A 19,669-nucleotide genomic window follows, 5' to 3' on the forward strand; every position below is an offset into this window, starting at 1 on the left:
TTGTGGTGGTGTAGTTTGACGTTATCGTTGCAGAATATATTGTACAATCTCGATTGTGAGCAGAGAGTTGTACAACGGCAAAATAAGGCTTTGTAAATGCGCTAAATCATTGACGTATAAATTATTTGTTAAGTAATGAATGTGCTATAACAACACTCTATCCACGATCTTTTCGTGGCCGAACCTATAAACCCCCAGGAATAGCATGCTAACAACCATCATTTACCGCAGTCATATCTGCGAGGGCGTTCCGGTGAAAGCGCTGGAAGAAATGGTAGCTGCTGCAAATCGTAAAAATCGGCACTCCGATGTCACGGGGATCTTGCTGTTTAACGGCACACATTTTTTCCAGTTACTTGAAGGGCCAGTCGATAATGTGACGGCCATCTATCAGCATATCTGCCGTGACCCGCGACATCATAATGTGGTGGAACTCATGTGCGATCACGGTCCCTTCAGACGCTTTGGCAATGTGGGCATGGAGCTTTTCGATTTGCGTCAATTTGATACAGACGAGGTGCTCCAGCAGGTGCTTGATAAAGGGACGACGAAGTACCGGTTGACGTATAACGACCGTGCCCTGCAGTTTTTCCGGACCTTCGTTGAGGCCACAGAAAAAGCCAACTACTTTGAACTGCCTCCAGCGAACAGCTGGGATTTTCTTCCTGAAGAGACGCCCTTATCCGCGCAGTCAGAGGTTGTGGCAAAAGGTGCAGATTGCAGCTTTGCGTTTCAACCTATTGTCGATCCCTTTATGCAGCAGATTGTTTCCTGGGAAGCGCTGATTCGTACGCCCGAAGGAGATTCACCTGCGGCCTATTTTCAGACTCTGGCGCGAGACGCGCTTTATGAGGCCGATCTGAAAAGCAAGCAGGTGGCACTGTCGATGGCCAGCGCGCTGGGGTTGCACACCCAAACGCTGTCCCTCAATCTGCTGCCGATGACGCTGGTTAACGTGCCTAACGCGGTTGATTTCCTGCTTACGGTCATTGAGGCGAATGGTTTTGTGCCGGAACAGATCGTTGTCGAGTTCACAGAGAGTGAAGCGATCTCCCGCTTTGACGAATTTACACACTCAGTCAGGCAGTTAAAGAGCGCGGGAATCAGTGTGACGATCGATCACTTTGGCGCAGGGTTTGCCGGGCTGCAGCTGCTGGCGCAGTTCCAGCCGGACAGAATTAAGATTAATCGGGATTTGATTGCCAACGTGCACAAAAGCGGCCCGCGCCAGGCGATTGTACAAGCCATCATCAAATGCTGCGCGTCCCTGGAAATCCAGTTCTGCGCGGTGGGGGTAGAGCTGGCTGAGGAGTGGATGTGGCTGGAATCCGCCGGGATTTCGCAGTTTCAGGGGCATCTGTTCGCCAGCCCGCGTCTGGGCGGGATCCCGGCTGTTGCCTGGCCTGAGAAAAAGAACGATTTCTAAAAACCTGTACATGACACTCGAGAGTTAACTGTACGAAGAGATAAATTTAGACAACAATAGATAAACGAGTGAAAGGATTTGACCCCTTTCACTTGTCTCAGAACGAGGAGTTGGTTATACAAATGCGTTGTACAATCTGATAAGGTTGGTGCGGTTAGGTATGGAAGTGTTGAGCGTGAGGGAGTTAATGGCCTATTACAGTATCGGCGAAGTCGCCGAACGATGCGGTATCAACCCCGTTACGCTGCGTGCCTGGCAACGCCGTTATGGTTTGTTGAAGCCGCAACGCAGCGAAGGGGGCCATCGTCAGTTTGACGATGAGGATATCCTGCGTATCGAAGAGATCAAGCGCCTGATGAAAACCGGCGTCTCGGTCGGAAAAGTCAAAGCGTTACTGGAAAACAAAGAAGAGCTGACGCAGGGCAACTGGATCTCTTTCCAGGAAGAGATGATGACGGTTCTGCGTTACGCCAGCCCAGGTAAACTGCGCGCCAAAATCGGCGAGTTCCGCCGCGATCATGCGATGGATGCGCTGATCGATAACATTATTTCTCCGGTCCGACAGCGAATGAACCAGGACCAAAACACCGTGCGTCACATGGCGAGTCTTTTTGACGGCGTACTGATCGAATTCGCGGTCGCAAGCCTCGCGGAATCCCGCAAGAAAGCCGGTAAAGATGCTCTCCTGATCGGCTGGGAATGCGACGACCGAACGCATCTTTGGCTTGAAGCCGCGCGTTTGGCACAAAAGGGCTGGCATATTGACGTGCTGGCTGAACCCATCGATTCACCACGTCCTGAACTGTTCCCGGGGCAAAAAATCTTCGTCTGGACGGGGAAATCCCCCACACCTCGCCAGCAGGAACAGCTCGATCACTGGCGTGAACAGGGATTTGCTGTTTCATTTCATCACCGATCGTAAGAGGCCTTGAGGGCCTTTTTTTGTTTTTATCACTTCCTGAGCAAAAGCTATCTTAAAAATAGGCATTTCCGATGCATATTTTACTTTTCTCCTGTCCGCCACAAATGCCGCGGCGAAATACATTATTTATCAATGTATTGAACAATTAAATCCATCCTGCCTGCATCCTTCCACAGGGTCTATGCTTAATAAAAGTAACCAAAAAGGGCGGTTTACCCAGATGCCCCTACTGACAGGGGGTTGAAGTGATAATCGTTATCACTAACATGGTGTTATGCCCTGATGGCTATTCAGACGAGGTGGACCTATGGAACTGCATTCAGAAACCTTTAATCCGGCCGATTTTGCCTGGCGTGGTTTAACGCTCACGCCAGCGGCGGCGGCACACATTCACGAGCTGGTGGCGAAAAAGCCCGAGATCCTCGGCGTGCGTTTAGGCGTCAAACAGACCGGATGCGCAGGTTTTGGTTACGTGCTTGATACCGTCACCGAACCCGAGAAAGATGACCTGGTCTTCGAAACCGATGGCGCGAAACTGTTCGTGGCGCTGCAGGCGATGCCCTTTATCGACGGCACCGAAGTGGACTACGTCCGCGAAGGCTTAAACCAGTTATTCAAATTTCATAACCCGAAAGCCCAGAACGAATGCGGCTGCGGCGAAAGCTTTGGGGTATAGGCGGTACTATGTCTCGTAATACTGAAGCAACGAGTGATGTGAACACCTGGAGCGGCGGACACCTGAATTATAAAGAAGGGTTCTTCACGCAGCTGCAGACCGATGAGCTGGCGAAAGGCATCAACGAAGATGTCGTGCGGGCGATTTCGGCCAAACGTAACGAGCCCGAGTGGATGCTCGAATTTCGTCTGAGCGCCTTCCGCGCCTGGCTGGAAATGGAAGAGCCGCACTGGCTGAAAGCGCACTACGACAAGCTGAACTATCAGGATTACAGCTACTACTCCGCGCCCTCCTGCGGCAGCTGTGACGACACCTGCGCCTCGCAGCCGGGTGCGGTACAGCAAACCGGCGCAGAAAACAGCTTCCTGAGCAAAGAAGTTGAAGAAGCCTTTAATCAGCTTGGCGTGCCCGTTCGCGAAGGGAGAGAGGTGGCGGTGGACGCCATTTTCGACTCCGTCTCGGTGGCGACCACCTACCGCGAGAAGCTGGCAGAGCAGGGGATCATTTTCTGCTCTTTCGGCGAAGCGATTCACGACCACCCGGAACTGGTGAAAAAGTACATTGGGACAGTGGTGCCCTCTAACGATAATTTCTTCGCGGCGCTCAACGCGGCGGTGGCCTCCGACGGTACCTTTATTTACGTACCAAAAGGCGTACGTTGCCCGATGGAGCTGTCGACTTATTTCCGTATCAACGCGGAAAAAACCGGCCAGTTTGAACGTACCATTCTGGTGGCCGATGAAGGCAGCTACGTCAGCTATATCGAAGGCTGTTCCGCGCCGGTACGCGACAGCTATCAGTTGCACGCGGCGGTGGTGGAGGTCATCATTCACAAAGATGCTGAGGTGAAATACTCCACGGTGCAAAACTGGTTCCCGGGCGACGGCAACACCGGCGGCATTTTGAACTTCGTTACCAAGCGCGCGCTGTGCGAAGGCGAAAACAGCAAGATGTCCTGGACCCAGTCGGAAACCGGCTCGGCCATTACCTGGAAATACCCGAGCTGCATCCTGCGCGGGGATAACTCCATCGGTGAGTTTTACTCGGTGGCGCTGACCAGCGGCCATCAGCAGGCCGATACCGGCACCAAGATGATCCACATTGGTAAAAACACCAAATCCACCATTATCTCGAAAGGGATCTCCGCCGGGCACAGCCAGAACAGCTATCGCGGGCTGGTGAAAATCATGCCGACGGCCACCAACGCGCGTAACTTTACCCAGTGTGACTCGATGCTGATTGGCGCTGACTGCGGCGCGCATACCTTCCCGTACGTCGAGTGCCGTAATAACACGGCCCAGCTTGAGCACGAAGCGACCACGTCGCGCATCGGGGAAGACCAGCTCTTCTACTGCCTGCAGCGCGGGATCAGTGAAGAAGATGCCATTTCAATGATTGTGAACGGCTTCTGTAAGGACGTGTTCTCTGAACTGCCGCTGGAATTCGCCGTTGAAGCACAAAAACTCCTCGCCATTAGTCTTGAACACAGCGTCGGTTAAGGAAAGCACATGTTAAGCATTAAAGATTTACAGGTTAGCGTGGAAGAGAAAGAGATCCTGCGTGGCCTCAATTTTGACGTCAAGCCGGGTGAAGTTCACGCCATCATGGGGCCGAACGGCTCCGGGAAAAGTACGCTTTCCGCGACGCTGGCAGGACGCGAAGATTACGAAGTCACCCATGGCTCCGTCGAGTTTAACGGCAAAGATCTGCTGGAGATGTCGCCGGAAGAGCGGGCTGGGGAGGGCATCTTTATGGCCTTCCAGTACCCGGTAGAAATTCCGGGCGTCAGCAATCAGTTCTTCCTGCAGACGGCGCTGAACGCGGTGCGCAAATATCGCGGTCTCGACGCGCTGGATCGCTTCGACTTCCAGGATCTGATGGAAGAGAAGATCAAGCTGCTGAAAATGCCGGAAGACCTGCTGACCCGTTCGGTCAACGTCGGCTTCTCCGGCGGTGAGAAAAAGCGTAACGACATTCTGCAGATGGCGGTGCTCGAGCCCGAGCTGTGCATTCTTGATGAGACCGATTCAGGCCTGGACATCGACGCCCTGAAGATTGTCGCAGACGGGGTGAACTCGCTGCGTGACGGCAAGCGCTCGTTTATTATCGTCACCCACTACCAGCGCATTCTTGACTACATCAAACCAGACTACGTCCACGTCCTTTACCAGGGGCGCATTGTGAAATCCGGCGATTTCACGCTGGTTAAACAACTGGAGGAGCAGGGTTATGGCTGGCTTACCGAACAGCAGTAATGCACTCCAGCAGTGGCACCGGCTGTTTGAAACGCAGGGGCAATCGCGTTCTGAACAGGCCCAGCAGCACCTTCAGCAGATGCTGCGTCTGGGTCTGCCGACCCGTAAGCACGAAAACTGGAAATACACACCGCTTGATGGCCTGCTGAACGGCGAGTTTGTCACGCGCTCGGCGGACGTCACTCCGGCCCAGCGAGACGGGCTGGCGTTACCTGTGGATGCGTTGCGTCTGGTCTTTGTCGACGGCGTGTTTCACCCGGAACTCAGTGACGAGACGCGACACAGCGGCTTCGAAATCGCCGTGAATGACGTTCATCAGAGTCTGGCCGCACCGGTACAGCCGGAGGTCTTTCTGCATCTCACCGAAAGTCTGGCGCAGTCTGTGACGCATATCAGCGTAAAACGTAACCAGCGTCCGGCGAAGCCGCTGCTGCTGATGCACATCACTCAGGGGCTGGACGGTGACGAAATCAACACTGCGCACTATCGCCACCATCTTGAACTGGCGGAGGGGGCAGAGGCCACGGTGATTGAACATTACGTCAGCCTCAACGAGACGCGCCACTTTACCGGCTCGCGTCTGACGATGAATGTGGCGGCCAATGCCCAGCTTCACCACATCAAGCTGGCATTTGAGAACCCGCAGAGCCACCACTTTGCCCATAACGACATTTTACTTGGGCAAGATGCCGCGGCCTACAGCCATAGCTTCCTGCTCGGCAGCGCGGTGCTGCGCCACAATACCAGCACCCAGCTTAACGGTGAAAATACCACGCTACGCATTAACAGCCTGGCGATGCCGGTCAAATCTGAAGTGTGCGACACGCGCACCTGGCTTGAGCACAACAAAGGCTATTGCAACAGCCGTCAGCTGCATAAAACGATCGTCAGCGACAAAGGGCGCGCGGTGTTTAACGGCCTGATTAACGTGGCCCAGCACGCCATTAAAACCGACGGACAGATGACCAACAACAACCTGCTGCTGGGGCGTCTGGCGGAAGTGGACACCAAACCGCAGCTGGAGATCTACGCCGATGACGTGAAATGCAGCCACGGTGCGACGGTCGGGCGGATTGACGATGAGCAGATGTTCTACCTGCGCTCCCGCGGTATCGATCGGCAGGCGGCGCAGAAGATGATCATCTACGCGTTTGCCGCCGAGCTGACGGAAGCGCTGCACGATGGCGCGTTAAAACAGCAGGTGCTGGCCCGTATAGGTCAGCGTCTGCCTGGAGGCGAAGCATGAGTTTTCCCGTCGAGAAAGTACGGGCAGATTTTCCCGTTCTGACCCGTGAAGTGAACGGTCTACCGTTGGCCTATCTGGACAGCGCGGCCAGCGCGCAGAAACCGAATCAGGTGGTGGATGCAGAAGCCGAATTCTATCGTCACGGCTACGCCGCCGTGCATCGCGGTATTCATACCCTGAGCGCCGAGGCGACCCAGCGTATGGAAAACGTGCGCACGCAGATTGCCGCCTTCCTCAATGCGCAATCGCCTGAAGAGCTGGTCTTCGTGCGCGGCACCACCGAAGGGATCAACCTGGTCGCCAACAGCTGGGGCAACGCGCAGGTGCATGCGGGCGATAACATCGTCATCACGCAAATGGAGCACCACGCCAATATCGTGCCGTGGCAAATGCTCTGTGAGCGCGTTGGCGCGCAGCTGCGGGTGATCCCGTTGAATGCCGACGGGACGCTTCAGCTTGAGCAGCTTGACGCGTTGCTGGATGAGCACACGCGGCTGGTGGCGGTCACCCAGGTCTCTAACGTTCTGGGGACTGAGAACCCGGTGGCGGAGATTATCGCAAAGGCCCATCAGGCAGGGGCGAAGGTACTGATTGACGGCGCGCAGGCGGTGATGCACCACGCGGTTGATGTCCAGGCGCTGGACTGCGATTTCTATGTCTTCTCGGGACACAAGCTCTACGGCCCGACCGGGATTGGCGTGCTGTATGTGAAAGAAGACATCCTGCAGGCGATGCCGCCGTGGGAAGGGGGCGGGTCGATGATCGCCACCGTTAGCCTCTCAGAAGGGACTACCTACGCCCGCGCGCCGTGGCGTTTTGAGGCGGGCACGCCCAACACCGGGGGCATTATCGGGCTGGGGGCGGCGGTCTCCTACGTTTCTGCGATTGGCCTTGATGCCATTCAGGAATATGAACAGCTGCTGATGCACTATGCGCTTGCCCAGCTTGCCAGCGTACCGGATCTTACCCTCTACGGACCTGCCGACCGGCAAGGGGTGATCGCGTTTAATCTCGGGAAACACCACGCCTATGACGTGGGCAGTTTCCTCGATAACTACGGCGTAGCGGTCCGTACCGGGCACCACTGCGCCATGCCCCTGATGGCGTTTTACCAGGTGCCGGCAATGTGTCGCGCGTCGCTGGTGATGTACAACACAACGGAAGAGGTCGACAGGCTGGTGGCGGGGCTTAAGCGCATTCACCAGTTGCTGGGCTAACGGAGAGGCGAAAGATGGCAGAACTGCCGGATAAAGATAAATTGCTGCGCAACTTCGGGCGTTGCGCTAACTGGGAAGAGAAATATCTCTATATTATTGAGTTGGGGCAGCGTTTAGCGCCGCTCAGCGAAGAGGCGCATAACCCGGATAATATTATTCAGGGTTGCCAGAGCCAGGTGTGGATTGTGATGAAACAATCTGCCGATGGCACTATCAAATTACATGGCGACAGCGACGCTGCGATTGTGAAAGGGCTTATTGCCGTCGTCTTTATTCTCTATCACCAGATGTCGGCGCAGGACATTGTCGCTTTTGATGTTCGTCCCTGGTTCGAAAAAATGGCGCTCACCCAACATCTCACCCCGTCCCGATCCCAGGGACTGGAAGCGATGATCCGCGGCATTCGCGCCAAAGCTGCAATCCTTAGCTAGACTTAGAGAACAGCATTCATTCTGTTTCGCGAGGTGGTTCCCGCCTCGCTGGTTTTTCAGCTTTCTGGCGTTCTGTCAGTGAATAAGGAATCTCAGCATGAAGCGCGCGTCTCTAATAACTCTATTACTCCTTGGTTCGCTCGGTGTGCTTAATTCGGCCCGGGCGGTGGATTATCCGTTGCCGCCCGCAGGCAGCCGTCTGATTGGGCAAAATCAAACCTACACGATTCAGGAAGGCGACAATAAACTGCAGGCCATTGCCCGCCGGTTTAATACGGCTGCGCAGCTTATTCTTGAAACCAATAATACCATTGCACCGGTGAATCCCGCGCCGGGGACGGTGATCACCATTCCTTCTCAAATGCTGCTGCCGGATACCCCGCGGGAAGGGATCGTGGTCAACCTGGCTGAGCTTCGGCTTTACTATTTCCCGCCGGGGGAGAATATTGTTCAGGTCTTCCCGCTCGGTATCGGGCAGCTGGGACTGGAAACGCCGGTGACGACCACCCGCGTGAGTCAGAAAATCCCTAATCCAACCTGGACACCGACAGCGGGCATCAGGGCGCGCTCTCTGGCGCAAGGAATTAAATTGCCGCCGGTCGTGCCAGCAGGGCCAAATAACCCGTTAGGACGCTTTGCGCTGCGTTTAGGCGTTGGGAACGGTGAATATCTTATCCACGGCACCAGCGCGCCGGACAGCGTCGGTTTACGGGTCAGTTCAGGCTGTATGCGGATGAACGCGCCGGATATCAAAGCGCTGTTTGGGCAGGTGCGTGTTGGCACACGGGTCCAGATTATCAATGAGCCGGTGAAGTTTGCCGTCGAGCCGGACGGGAAACGCTACATCGAAGTACATCGCCCGCTGGCGCAGGTTGAGGGGGAAAACCCACAGGTAGCGCCCATTAGCCACTCCGAAGATTTCACGACCTTCGTGTCTCAATCGGGGAGTGATAAAGCGCTTATCGATAAAGCCCTGTCACGTCGTGCGGGGATCCCGGTAGCAGTGTCTGCCGGTAATGGCCCATCAGCCAGCAACAGCGTGTTGTCGGTGCAGAACAGTCGGGTGTCAGCTGCGGTAGCCGAAGAGGAAGGGGAGAGGGTGACGCAGTAGGGGTTTGACGAAGGCAAAAAAAATGGCGCACAATGTGCGCCATTTTATTAACAGGTACTATTACTTACGGTATTTAGTAGCCTGGTTGTCCAGACGCTGGTTAGCGCGAGCTGCGTCGTCTTTAGCAGCCTGAACGTCGGAACGGATTGCGTTCACGTCGTTGCTCAGCTGGTCAACTTTAGCGTTCAGAGTCTGAACGTCAGAAGACAGCTGATCGATTTTAGCGTTGCTGGAGCAACCTGCCAGCAGAGTAGAACCCAGGATTACCGCGCCCAGTACCAGTTTAGTACGATTCATTATTAATACCCTCTAGATTGAGTTAATCTCCATGTAGCGTTACAAGTATTACACAAAGTTTTTTGGGTTGAGAATATTTTTTTGATGGGAATACGCCTATTTTTGATCGTTCGCTCAAAGAAGCAACGAATTTGGCCTTTTTGTCGAAAAAGCCATGTTAAAAAAGGCATTTTTCATCGGATTCATCTTAGATAAATCGCAATTAAATAGAAAAACCCGATTTGCTTTTTGAATAGATAGGGCTAATGACAGGAATAAAAAAAGCGCCTCGAAGGACGCTTTCTATCAAAAAATTATTCGTTCAGAAATTATTACAGTACGTGAACAGATGCAGTGTTAGTGGTACCTGCTGGAACCAGGGCACCAGAAACCATCACCACAACGTCGCCTTTCTGTGCCAGACCGCTTTCCAGCGCCATCGCTTTACCCTGAATGTAGAAATCATCGGTAGACGCGATCTCTTTCACCAGATGGGCAACCACGCCTTTGCTCAGCACCAGCTGACGCGCGGTGGTTTCATTGGTGGTCAGGGCCAGGATGGTGGCATCCGGGAAGTATTTACGCACTGCACGAGCAGATTTACCGCCCTGGGTCGCTACCACGATCAGCGGTGCGTCCAGTTTCTCAGCGGTTTCAACTGCACCGCGGCACACAGCTTCGGTGATGCGCAGTTTGCGGCTGTCGTTGTTGAAGTCCAGACGGCTGGTCATCACGCGGTCAGTACGCTCGCAGATGGTCGCCATGATGCCGACCGCTTCCAGCGGGTATTTACCCTTCGCTGACTCACCGGACAGCATCACTGCATCGGTACCGTCGAGGATGGCGTTCGCCACGTCGCCTGCTTCAGCGCGGGTAGGGCGTGGGTTTTTGATCATGGAGTCCAGCATCTGCGTTGCAGTGATAACCACTTTACGCGCGCGAACGCATTTCTCGATCATCATCTTCTGCGCGAAGATCACTTCTTCAACCGGGATCTCAACACCCAGGTCGCCACGTGCAACCATGATGCCGTCAGACGCTTCGAGGATTTCGTCGAAGTTGTTCAGGCCTTCCTGGTTTTCGATTTTGGAGATGATCTGGATCTTCTCGCCGCCGTGCGCTTTCAGGTGCTCACGGATCTCAACCACGTCAGAACGCTTACGGATGAAGGATGCAGCAACGAAATCAACACCTTGCTCGCAACCAAAGATAAGGTCCTGTTTGTCTTTTTCAGCCAGTGCTGGCAGCGCGATAGAAACGCCCGGCAGGTTAACGCCTTTGTTTTCGCCCAGGTCGCCGTTGTTCAGCACTTTACAGATAACCTTGTTACCTTCGATTGCGGTAACTTCCATACCGATCAGGCCATCATCCACCAGCACGGTGTTGCCGACGGACAGATCGCTGGTGAAGCCTTCGTAGGTCACTGCAACGATTTCGCTGTTACCGACAACGGATTTGTCGGTGGTGAAGGTGAAGGTCTGGCCCGCTTTCAGAGAAACGTCGTTACCGCCTTCCAGTTTAATGGTACGGATTTCCGGACCTTTGGTATCCAGCAGAATAGCGGCTTTTTTGCCGGTCTTGCTCATCACGTTGCGCAAGTTCTGGATACGCTGGCCATGCTCTGCATAGTCGCCGTGGGAGAAGTTCAGACGCATCACGTTCATGCCGGCATCCAGCATTTTGCTCAGCATCTCTTCAGATTCGGTTTTCGGGCCGATAGTACAAACAATTTTCGTCTTTTTCATGACAGTCTTAGTCTTTAAGTTGGGAAGGATATGGAAATCTCGCTCCGGGGGCGCACCGCCGCGGAGTCAAACCTGTGTTGCAAAAGAGTATATGACACGCACTAAGGATAGGAGACATCAAATGAGCGTGCATAAGAAAGTGTGCCTGAGTGTCAGCCCAACGAAGGAGAGGAGAAGTTGTACATTGTTTTTTGTATTCCAAGCGCTGAAACCATTCACCAGGGATTTGGCGCGCATTATACGCTGATTTTAAGATAAAAGGAAAATGGAAACAGCGTTTCAAAAATAATCTGTGCAGATTCACATAAGTTTGTTATCAATGCGTTAAGGCATAATGACAACTTATGGCGGCAGGTGCCTGACCTGCCGCGTTTTGCTTATTTTTGCAGCGCCTGGCTGAGGTCGGCAATCAGGTCTTTTGGATCTTCAATTCCGACTGACAGGCGGATCAACTGCGGCACAATACCGTTGGCCAGGCGTTGTTCCAGCGGAATTGACGCGTGGGTCATGCTGTAGGGCTGGCTCACCAGACTCTCCACGCCGCCCAGGCTTTCCGCGAGGGTGAACAACTTCAGGTTGCGGATCACCTCGGTGGCGCGTTGCGCATCGCCTTTCACCACGACGGAAATCATCCCGCCTGGCAGCGCCATCTGCGTGCGGGCAAGCTGATATTGTGGATGCGATTCCAGACCGGGATAGAAAACGTTTTCCACCAGAGGATGCTGATCGAGCCATTGCGCAATCGCCAGCGCGTTGGTGCTGTGCTTTTCGACGCGCAGCGCAAGGGTGCGAATACCGCGCAGGGTCAGGAAGCTGCTGAACGGATCCAGTACGCCGCCCACCGCGTTTTGCAGATAACCCAGCTTATCCGCCAGTTCCTTGTTGTCCCCGACAATTGCCAGCCCGGCCACCACGTCTGAGTGGCCGTTCAGGTATTTGGTGGCGGAGTGCACCACGATATCGAAACCTGATTCCAGCGGACGGTGGATCACCGGCGACGCGAAGGTGTTATCCGCCACGCTGATGACGTTATGACGACGAGCAATTTGCGCAATGGCCGCCAGATCCGCCAGCTTCAGCAGCGGGTTGGTTGGCGTTTCAACCCACACCATGCGGGTTTCCGGACGAATGGCGGCCTCAAGCCCGGCCAGGTCGTCCGGTTTAACCCAGCTGACCTGCAGACCAGTGCTGCGCTTGCGCACGTTTTCAATCAAGCGATACGTCCCGCCGTAAACGTCATCAATGGCGACAATATGGCTGTCTTTATCCAGCAGTTCGAGCACCGTGGAGATGGCCGCCAGACCGGAGGCAAACGCGTAGCCGCGCGAGCCGCCTTCCAGTTCGGCGATGGCGGTTTCCAGCGCGTGGCGGGTGGGGTTGCCACTGCGGGAATACTCATAGCCGGTATGCTCACCGGGTGACGGTTGCGCAAACGTCGAGGTAGCGTAAATCGGCGGCATGACGGCGCCGTGCTGGTCGTTGAACTCGCCGCTGTGAACGCTCAGGGTTGCCAGGTTTTTCATCTCTTATTCCTTTATTGTTGTAGACGGTTGCGCCAGGCGGTCAGGACGTCGCTGCGCGTGATCAGACCCAAAAAGCGGTCGTTGTCATTAATAACGGCCACCAGGCCACGGTCGAAAATAGCGTTCAGGGCGCTCTCAGGGGCGTGTTTATCAAGGAACTCCACCTGACGCGTCATGGCTGCCGTCACCGGAAGGGCGAAGCGATCGCCATCGCCGCCGATATGCCGCAGCAGATCCCACTCGTCGATGATGCCCACCACCTTGCCGTTCTCCAGCACCGGAAGCTGGGAGATGTCATACAAACGCATGCGCGCCAGTACGGTTGAAAGCGTGTCGTCCGGGGCGGCGGTGACGGTGGCACCTTCATCGTGACGCAGGGCAATATAGTCGGAGAGATCGCCAGCCTGAGGACGCGTGATGAGCCCTTGCTGACGCATCCAGTCATCGTTGAACATCTTCGAGAGGTATTTATTGCCGCTGTCGCAGGCGAAGGTGACCACCCGTTTCGGCGTGGTCTGCGCCTGACAATATTTCAGCGCCGCCGCCAGCAGCGTGCCGCTGGAGGAGCCCGCCAGAATGCCTTCCGTTTTCAGCAGATCGCGTGCGGTGGTGAAGGCTTCCCGGTCGGTGATGCGCCAGGCGCGATTCACCCCTTCGATGTGGGCCAGCGGCGGAATAAAGTCTTCGCCAATCCCTTCAACCAGCCATGAGCCTGCATCGTGATAGCGTCCGGTTTCCACCTGGTCGGCCAGAACCGATCCGGCCGGGTCTGCCAGGACAAACTCCGTATCGGGGGAATGTTCCGCAAACCACGCCTGCAATCCCCCCAGCGTGCCGCCAGAGCCCACGCCGACAACAATGGCATCGATCCGCCCATCAAGCTGTTCAAACAGTTCCGGCGCCGTCGTGGTGCGGTGCGCAAGCGGGTTGGCCTCATTATTGAACTGGTCGATGTAAAACGCGCCGGGCAATTCGTTGGCCAGACGCTGGGCGTAATCCTGGTAATAGGCCGGATGCCCCTTATTCACATCGGAGCGGGTCAACACCACCTGAGCCCCCAGCGCGCGCAGGTGGAAAATCTTTTCGCGGCTCATTTTGTCGGGTACTACCAGAATCAGCGAGTAGCCTTTCTGCGCAGCGATCAGGGCCAGGCCGAGGCCGGTATTGCCCGCCGTCGCTTCTATAATCGTGCCACCCGGCTGCAGTTGGCCGGTGCGCTCCGCTTCGTTGATCATCGACAGCGCAACGCGGTCTTTAATCGAGCCGCCGGGATTTTGGTTTTCCAGCTTCAGGAACAAGGAGCAGGGACCGGTATCCAGTTTGTGCAGCTGGATAAGCGGCGTGTGGCCAATCAGTTCGGTGACGGAGTGATAAATCGTCATGGTCTTTTTCCTTTAACGAGGTCATGACCGGATGATAGGACCATGAAAATTTCTCAATAAAGAACGTTTCACTGCCTTTTAGAACAGAAAGGAATATTCAGCATGTTTTCGGATGTAAGGACAGCAAGACGTAAAGTTGTCTGGATGTGAGGATGGCTATATCGGGATAAAATGCTGCAAAAATGACCATTTTTTCAGCGGGTCAGCCATCGAATATGCGTATGGCAGATAATCATTGCTGAAAATGATCTAAATGCTTTCCAGCCGTTAAATTCACGGTTTATTTCCGAAAGTTATAACAAATTCTTTTTTGTTCATTTAAAACCTGATAACGCCTGTTTACACTCATTTGGACATCCATACTGCTAAACCGCCATGAGCGGAACGGATAACGAATAAGAATGATTGTACTGAGCAATATTTCGAAGGTTTTTGACAACGGAAAGGTGGCATTGACAGCCGTTGATAATGTCAATTTGACGATAGCGCAGGGACAGATTTACGGGATTATCGGTTACAGCGGCGCCGGGAAAAGTACGCTTATCCGCCTGCTGAACGGTCTGGAAAAGCCCAGTACCGGCAGCGTAACCATCAACGGGCAGAATATTTCTGCCGCTAAGGGCGAAGCCTTACGACAGGCGCGACTGAAGATCAGCATGGTGTTCCAGCATTTCAACCTGCTCTGGTCGCGAACGGTTAACGATAACATCGCCTTCTCGATGCAAATCGCGGGCGTGCCAAAAGCCAATATCAAGGCGCGCGTTGCTGAGCTGGTGGATTTGGTCGGCCTGAAAGGGCGTGAGAATGCGTACCCGTCCCAGCTGAGCGGCGGGCAAAAACAGCGCGTGGGCATTGCGCGCGCGCTGGCCAATAACCCGGACGTGCTGCTCTGTGACGAAGCCACGTCGGCTCTTGACCCACAGACCACCGATCAGATCCTCGATCTGCTGCTGGATATTAACCGTCGTTTCAAACTCACCATCGTGCTGATCACTCACGAGATGCACGTGGTGCGCAAAATCTGCGACCGCGTGGCGGTGATGGAGAATGGCAAGGTGGTGGAAGAGGGCGACGTCCTGAGCGTCTTTACCCATCCGCAACAGCCCATCACGCAACAGTTTGTTCGTCAGGTGAGCCAGTACGCCGAGGAAGAGACCTTCAACGCTGAGCTGGCAAATGAACTGGAAGGCACGGTTATCAAGCTGACCTTTACCGGACATAGCACGCATAAGCCTGTCGTCGGTGAATTAACGCTGCGCTATGGCCTGCCGTTTAACATCCTGCACGGAAAAATGACGCAAACCGCCCACGGTGTTTTCGGGCAACTCTGGGTGCACGTAGTGGCATCTGATGAACAACTGAACAATATCCTCGCCGACCTGCAGCACAGCGATATTGAAGGCGAGGTGATTAAACATGGCTGAGGATCTCTTTCCGCATCTGAAGTGGGACCAGCTGTGGGCAGCAACCCAGGAGACGCTGTACATGACCGCGCTCTCCGGCGTGGCGACCTTTGTTCTGGGGCTCGTGCTCGGTCTGGCGCTGTTTTTAACCGCGCGCGGCGGGCTGTTCCATAACCGCACGGTCTACAGTGTGATTTCGATTGTGGTGAACGTTTTCCGCTCCATTCCGTTCATCATCCTGATTGTATTGCTGATCCCGTTCACGAAAACCATCGTGGGGACCATCCTTGGCGCCAACGCGGCACTCCCGGCGCTGATTGTGGGCGCAGCACCGTTCTACGCACGCCTGGTGGAAATCGCCCTGCGTGAAGTGGATAAAGGCGTTATAGAAGCAACGCGCTCGATGGGCGCACGACTGAGCACGTTAGTGTTTCGGGTTTTACTGCCGGAATCATCACCTGCACTGGTTTCAGGTATTACGGTGACGCTGATTGCGCTGGTGAGCTACAGCGCAATGGCGGGGGTGATTGGTGCCGGCGGTTTGGGAAATCTGGCTTATCTGGAAGGATTCCAGCGCAACCATGGTGACGTCACGCTGGTGGCAACGGTGACCATTTTAATCATCGTTTTCATTATCCAGTTCTGCGGCGACATCATTACTTCACTGTTAGATAAAAGATAAACACGAATAACACACAGGAACCATCATCATGAAAAAGACACTGACACTGATCGCCGCAGCAACCCTGAGCGCCCTGAGCTTCGCCTCCTGGGCTGACACGCTGACCGTAGGCGCGTCCAACACGCCGCACGCCGAAATTCTGGAGCAGGCTAAGCCGATTCTGGCGAAGCAGGGTATCGACCTGGAGATTAAACCGTTCCAGGACTATATTCTGCCTAACACCGCGCTGGCGGGACGTGACATCGATGCGAACTATTTCCAGCACATTCCTTACCTGAATAGCGTGCTGAAAGATCATGCGGGCGATAAGGACTACGATTTTGTCAGCGCAGGCGCGATCCACATTGAGCCAATCGGCATCTACTCTAAAAAATACAAGTCGCTGAAAGACCTGCCGGAAGGCGGTAAGATCATTATGCGTGACGCGGTTTCCGAAGAGGGTCGCATTCTCTCTATCTTCGAGAAAGAGGGCGTGATCAAGCTGAAGCCGGGCATTGATAAAGTGACCGCGCGCATCAGCGATATCGTCGAAAACCCGAAAAAACTGCAGTTCACACCTAACGTCGAAGCGTCTCTGCTGCCGCAGATGTACAACAACGACGAAGGCGCTGCGGTGGTGATCAACGCCAACTACGCGATTGATGCAGGTCTGGACCCGGTTCACGATCCGATTGCGGTAGAGAGTGGTGAAAATAACCCGTACGCCAACATCATTACCGTACACCGCGGTGATGAGAAGAAAAAAGACATCGTCGCGCTGGTGAACGTCCTGCACTCCAAAGAGATTCAGGACTGGATCCGCACCAAATACAAAGGCGCGGTCATTCCCGTAAACAACTAATTAGCTGATTTTACAGATGAAGCCCGGCGAGTCTCTCGTCGGGCTTCTTTTTTGTATCCGGCAGGAGAATCATTTAAGCTCAACGTTTAAAAGGCAATGGAGTGATGACGATGGGTAACGTGACCAAAGATGAAGCGCTTTACCAGGAGATGTGCCGGGTGGTCGGGAAGGTCGTGCTTGAGATGCGTGATTTAGGGCAGGAGCCAAAGCATATCGTGATTGCCGGCGTGCTGCGAACCGCGCTGGCGAACCAGCGCGTCAAACGCAGTGAATTGACAACCGAAGCGATGGAAACGGTGGTTAAAGCGCTGGCCGGGTAATGCGCCAGCGCTTCGCGAGTTGCTCAAGCGAGCAGCACAGCAGGTAGTAAACCACCCCCGTAAAGATAAAAATGGCCGCCGGGTAGATTTGCACCCGGTTGTTCACCTGGCCCGCCACGGTGGTCAGTTCAGGTACGTTCACAATAAACGCCAACGACGTATCCTTCAGCAGGCTGATAAATATCCCCACCAGAGACGGCAGAATATTGCGCATCACCTGCGGGAGCAGCACGCGCCACAAGGTTTGCCGCGTGCTGAATCCCTGAGTCAGTGCCGCTTCATATTGCCCGGCGGGCAACGCGTTTAGTCCGGCGAGTACCGAATGCATGACCGATGCCGCCGTGAACCAGGCCAGCGCCAGCGTCACGGTAAGAGCGCCGGGCAGATCGCCGCCGGTCATCAGGGGCAGCAGATACCACATCCAGAAAATCACAAAGATGAGCGGAATGCCGCGTATCAACTCTGCCCACAGGAACAGCGCCTTACGCACAAGCCCGGGATAGCGCCACGCGGCGCACGCCAGCGCAATTCCGCAGGGCAGAGCAAGTATGGCGGCGCCCGCGGCCATCAGCAGCGAGAGCAACACGCCGCCGGGTTCACCCGCAGCAGCACGTCCCCACAGCAGATAATCCAGGTTATCAACAATCACGTTAAATCCGGCAATCATGCTGAGTCCTCCCTGCGCGGGGGCCGAGTCGCGTCAGTAGCATACCCATTAGCACGCCGGTAAGCAGATACAGTGCGGTTCCCACGGTAAAGGCCTCCAGCGCGTGCGCGTTAAAGCTTTCAATCTGCCGCACCTGATAGGTGAGTTCGGCAAAGCCAATGCCGCTGGCGAGTGAGGAGAGCTTCATCAGGTTGAGATACTGACCGATGACAGGCTGCCAGGCATTCGCCAGTCCTTGCGGCAGCAGAATGTAGCGAAATAACCGCCACGCAGAAAACCCCTGCGCCAGCGCCGCCTCCCGCTGTCCATTGGGGATGGAACGCAGCCCGGACTCAATCTCCTCAATTAAAAAGGCCGAGGTGAACACGCCCAGCCCCCAGGCAGAACATAAAAATTCAGGCGTGAACCACCAGACGTCACCGGGCAAAATCGACCAGGCGTGATTGGCATTCACGACGTCCCGAAACCCGAGCGGCAGCCCGTTCCAGGCGGCGAAGTACCAGAACAGGAGCTGCACCAGCAGCGGCGTGTTGCGAAACAGCGACACCCAGCCGCTGACGACGGCATGACCGAACCGTCCTGCGGAGAGGCGAAGCAGCAGAAAAAACAACGCAAGCAGGGTGGCAAGTACCACGCCCGCGAGCGTGACCCACAGCGTGGTGATAAAACCGGATACTATCCACTGCAGAGGTTGCCCGGTCAGCACTCCCTGCCAGTCGAGCGCGGCCATTACAGCGGCTCCTGGTGAAGCGGGTCGAGCACTTTTTGCAGGAACCGTTGGGCGCGTGGATGCGACGGTTGACTGAAAAATTGCGCAGGCGGGGCGGTTTCGAGAATGTGTCCGCCGTCGATAAAGACGATCCGGTCAGCAATCTCCCGGGCAAACTGCATCTCGTGCGTCACCACAATCATGGTGATCCCGCTGTGGGCGAGGGCTTTCATCACATATAACACTTCGCCAATCATCTCGGGATCGAGGGCTGACGTCGGTTCATCAAAGAGAATGATTTGCGGCGACGAGGCCAGCGCGCGAGCAATCGCCACGCGCTGCTGCTGGCCGCCGGAGAGCTGTGCGGGAAAATGATGGGCTTTTTCCAGCATCCCGACCTTTTCCAGCAGCGCCAGCGCGCGCTCCTGGGCGGGCTGCGGCTTCCAGCCGTGAACGTGCTCCAGCGCCAGAGTGATGTTCTGGCTGGCGGTGAGGTGGGCGTAAAGGTTAAATTGCTGGAACACAAAACCGACGCGGCTGCGTAACTGGCGCAGTGCCGCAGTGGCAAGCCGGGCGGTGGGTTTGTTATCAATCAGAATGTCGCCGTCACTGAGGGTTTCAAGCTGGTTGATAAGACGGATCAACGTCGATTTCCCTGAACCGGATGGACCGAGGATCGCCACCACTTCACCCGGAGAAATGCTGAGGTTAATGCCTTTTAATACCTCATGGTCGCCGTAACGTTTTACGACGTCACGAAACTCGACGCTGGCGTGTTCCAGATGTGAAAAATCCGCGGCACCGGCCGCGGAGTGTGAAAATAAACCTGAGAGCATA

Annotated in this window: 21 protein-coding genes; 13 read left to right on the top strand and 8 right to left on the bottom strand. The window is 55.0% G+C overall.

The genetic code is table 11. The features are described from left to right. The first annotated feature begins 205 nt into the window (after nt 1-205). From ENTMO_RS0110415 to ldtE, 9 genes are all read left to right on the top strand, one after another. A complete protein-coding gene (locus ENTMO_RS0110415) occupies nt 206-1,426 on the top strand; it encodes a diguanylate phosphodiesterase (protein WP_010430222.1) in 1,221 nt (406 codons plus the stop codon). 187 nt (nt 1,427-1,613) lie between these two features. After that, the gene (locus ENTMO_RS0110420) at nt 1,614-2,348 is read left to right on the top strand and encodes a MerR family transcriptional regulator (protein ID WP_010430225.1); all 735 of its coding nucleotides are present in this window, start codon (nt 1,614-1,616) and stop codon (nt 2,346-2,348) included. Between the two features lie 307 nt (nt 2,349-2,655). Beyond that, complete coding sequence (gene sufA, locus ENTMO_RS0110425; protein ID WP_010430228.1) at nt 2,656-3,024, top strand: Fe-S cluster assembly scaffold SufA; 369 nt, start codon at nt 2,656-2,658, stop codon at nt 3,022-3,024. Between the two features lie 8 nt (nt 3,025-3,032). Continuing rightward, nucleotides 3,033-4,523, top strand: a complete 1,491-nt coding sequence (gene sufB, locus ENTMO_RS0110430; protein ID WP_010430231.1) for a Fe-S cluster assembly protein SufB — start codon at nt 3,033-3,035, stop codon at nt 4,521-4,523. 9 nt (nt 4,524-4,532) lie between these two features. After that, on the top strand, nt 4,533-5,279 hold the full coding sequence (gene sufC / locus ENTMO_RS0110435) for a Fe-S cluster assembly ATPase SufC (RefSeq protein WP_010430234.1): 747 nt from the start codon (nt 4,533-4,535) through the stop codon (nt 5,277-5,279). Further along, the gene (gene sufD / locus ENTMO_RS0110440; RefSeq protein WP_010430237.1) at nt 5,254-6,525 is read left to right on the top strand and encodes a Fe-S cluster assembly protein SufD; all 1,272 of its coding nucleotides are present in this window, start codon (nt 5,254-5,256) and stop codon (nt 6,523-6,525) included. Before sufC ends, sufD begins: the two co-directional genes overlap by 26 nt. Continuing rightward, nucleotides 6,522-7,742: a cysteine desulfurase SufS gene (sufS, locus tag ENTMO_RS0110445; RefSeq protein WP_010430238.1), complete on the top strand. Its 1,221-nt coding sequence runs from the start codon at nt 6,522-6,524 to the stop codon at nt 7,740-7,742. The genes sufD and sufS overlap by 4 nt, the downstream gene beginning before the upstream one ends. Nucleotides 7,743-7,756: 14 nt before the next feature. Then, nucleotides 7,757-8,173, top strand: a complete 417-nt coding sequence (gene sufE, locus ENTMO_RS0110450) for a cysteine desulfuration protein SufE (protein WP_010430239.1) — start codon at nt 7,757-7,759, stop codon at nt 8,171-8,173. Nucleotides 8,174-8,270: 97 nt separating this feature from the next. Further along, nucleotides 8,271-9,284, top strand: a complete 1,014-nt coding sequence (gene ldtE, locus ENTMO_RS0110455) for a L,D-transpeptidase LdtE (RefSeq protein WP_010430240.1) — start codon at nt 8,271-8,273, stop codon at nt 9,282-9,284. 60 nt (nt 9,285-9,344) lie between these two features. On the opposite strand, the gene lpp is transcribed toward ldtE, so the two are convergent. The 5 genes from lpp to ENTMO_RS0110475 form a co-directional block, all read right to left on the bottom strand. Further along, on the bottom strand, nt 9,345-9,581 hold the full coding sequence (gene lpp / locus ENTMO_RS0110460) for a murein lipoprotein Lpp (RefSeq protein ID WP_010430241.1): 237 nt from the start codon (nt 9,579-9,581) through the stop codon (nt 9,345-9,347). Nucleotides 9,582-9,892: 311 nt separating this feature from the next. Continuing rightward, nucleotides 9,893-11,305, bottom strand: a complete 1,413-nt coding sequence (gene pykF, locus ENTMO_RS0110465) for a pyruvate kinase PykF (RefSeq protein WP_010430242.1) — start codon at nt 11,303-11,305, stop codon at nt 9,893-9,895. A gap of 7 nt (nt 11,306-11,312) precedes the next feature. Then, nucleotides 11,313-11,609 (bottom strand): protein YnhH, encoded by a 297-nt coding sequence (ynhH, locus tag ENTMO_RS27005; RefSeq protein ID WP_458860950.1) that lies wholly within the window; start codon nt 11,607-11,609, stop codon nt 11,313-11,315. A 73-nt stretch (nt 11,610-11,682) separates the two neighbouring features. After that, nucleotides 11,683-12,828, bottom strand: a complete 1,146-nt coding sequence (locus ENTMO_RS0110470) for a trans-sulfuration enzyme family protein (RefSeq protein ID WP_010430244.1) — start codon at nt 12,826-12,828, stop codon at nt 11,683-11,685. Nucleotides 12,829-12,839: 11 nt separating this feature from the next. Continuing rightward, nucleotides 12,840-14,210 (bottom strand): pyridoxal-phosphate dependent enzyme, encoded by a 1,371-nt coding sequence (locus tag ENTMO_RS0110475; RefSeq protein ID WP_010430245.1) that lies wholly within the window; start codon nt 14,208-14,210, stop codon nt 12,840-12,842. Nucleotides 14,211-14,611: 401 nt separating this feature from the next. On the opposite strand from ENTMO_RS0110475, the gene ENTMO_RS0110480 reads away from it, so the two are divergent. The 4 genes from ENTMO_RS0110480 (at nt 14,612) to fumD (ending at nt 17,456) form a co-directional block, all read left to right on the top strand. After that, nucleotides 14,612-15,634 carry a methionine ABC transporter ATP-binding protein gene (locus ENTMO_RS0110480; RefSeq protein ID WP_010430248.1) on the top strand — a complete coding sequence of 341 codons (1,023 nt, stop codon included), beginning with the start codon at nt 14,612-14,614 and terminating at the stop codon, nt 15,632-15,634. Next, nucleotides 15,627-16,295, top strand: coding sequence for a methionine ABC transporter permease (locus ENTMO_RS0110485; RefSeq protein WP_010430251.1), 669 nt, complete (start codon nt 15,627-15,629; stop codon nt 16,293-16,295). Before ENTMO_RS0110480 ends, ENTMO_RS0110485 begins: the two co-directional genes overlap by 8 nt. Before the next feature lie 28 nt (nt 16,296-16,323). After that, nucleotides 16,324-17,136, top strand: a complete 813-nt coding sequence (locus ENTMO_RS0110490; RefSeq protein WP_010430254.1) for a MetQ/NlpA family ABC transporter substrate-binding protein — start codon at nt 16,324-16,326, stop codon at nt 17,134-17,136. A gap of 110 nt (nt 17,137-17,246) precedes the next feature. Then, nucleotides 17,247-17,456 carry a fumarate hydratase FumD gene (gene fumD, locus ENTMO_RS0110495; protein ID WP_008500615.1) on the top strand — a complete coding sequence of 70 codons (210 nt, stop codon included), beginning with the start codon at nt 17,247-17,249 and terminating at the stop codon, nt 17,454-17,456. Here fumD and ENTMO_RS0110500 read toward each other — a convergent pair. From ENTMO_RS0110500 to ENTMO_RS0110510, 3 genes are read right to left on the bottom strand one after another with little or no spacing between them, the layout of a single operon-like run. Next, the gene (locus ENTMO_RS0110500) at nt 17,437-18,123 is read right to left on the bottom strand and encodes an amino acid ABC transporter permease (RefSeq protein WP_010430258.1); all 687 of its coding nucleotides are present in this window, start codon (nt 18,121-18,123) and stop codon (nt 17,437-17,439) included. The two genes, fumD and ENTMO_RS0110500, sit on opposite strands and share 20 nt — an antisense overlap. Then, nucleotides 18,107-18,853, bottom strand: a complete 747-nt coding sequence (locus ENTMO_RS0110505) for an amino acid ABC transporter permease (RefSeq protein ID WP_010430261.1) — start codon at nt 18,851-18,853, stop codon at nt 18,107-18,109. Before ENTMO_RS0110505 ends, ENTMO_RS0110500 begins: the two co-directional genes overlap by 17 nt. Next, complete coding sequence (locus ENTMO_RS0110510) at nt 18,853-19,668, bottom strand: amino acid ABC transporter ATP-binding protein (protein ID WP_010430263.1); 816 nt, start codon at nt 19,666-19,668, stop codon at nt 18,853-18,855. Before ENTMO_RS0110510 ends, ENTMO_RS0110505 begins: the two co-directional genes overlap by 1 nt. Nucleotide 19,669: the final 1 nt, after the last annotated feature.

Source organism: Enterobacter mori LMG 25706, assembly GCF_000211415.1.
GTDB classification, from domain to species: domain Bacteria; phylum Pseudomonadota; class Gammaproteobacteria; order Enterobacterales; family Enterobacteriaceae; genus Enterobacter; species Enterobacter mori.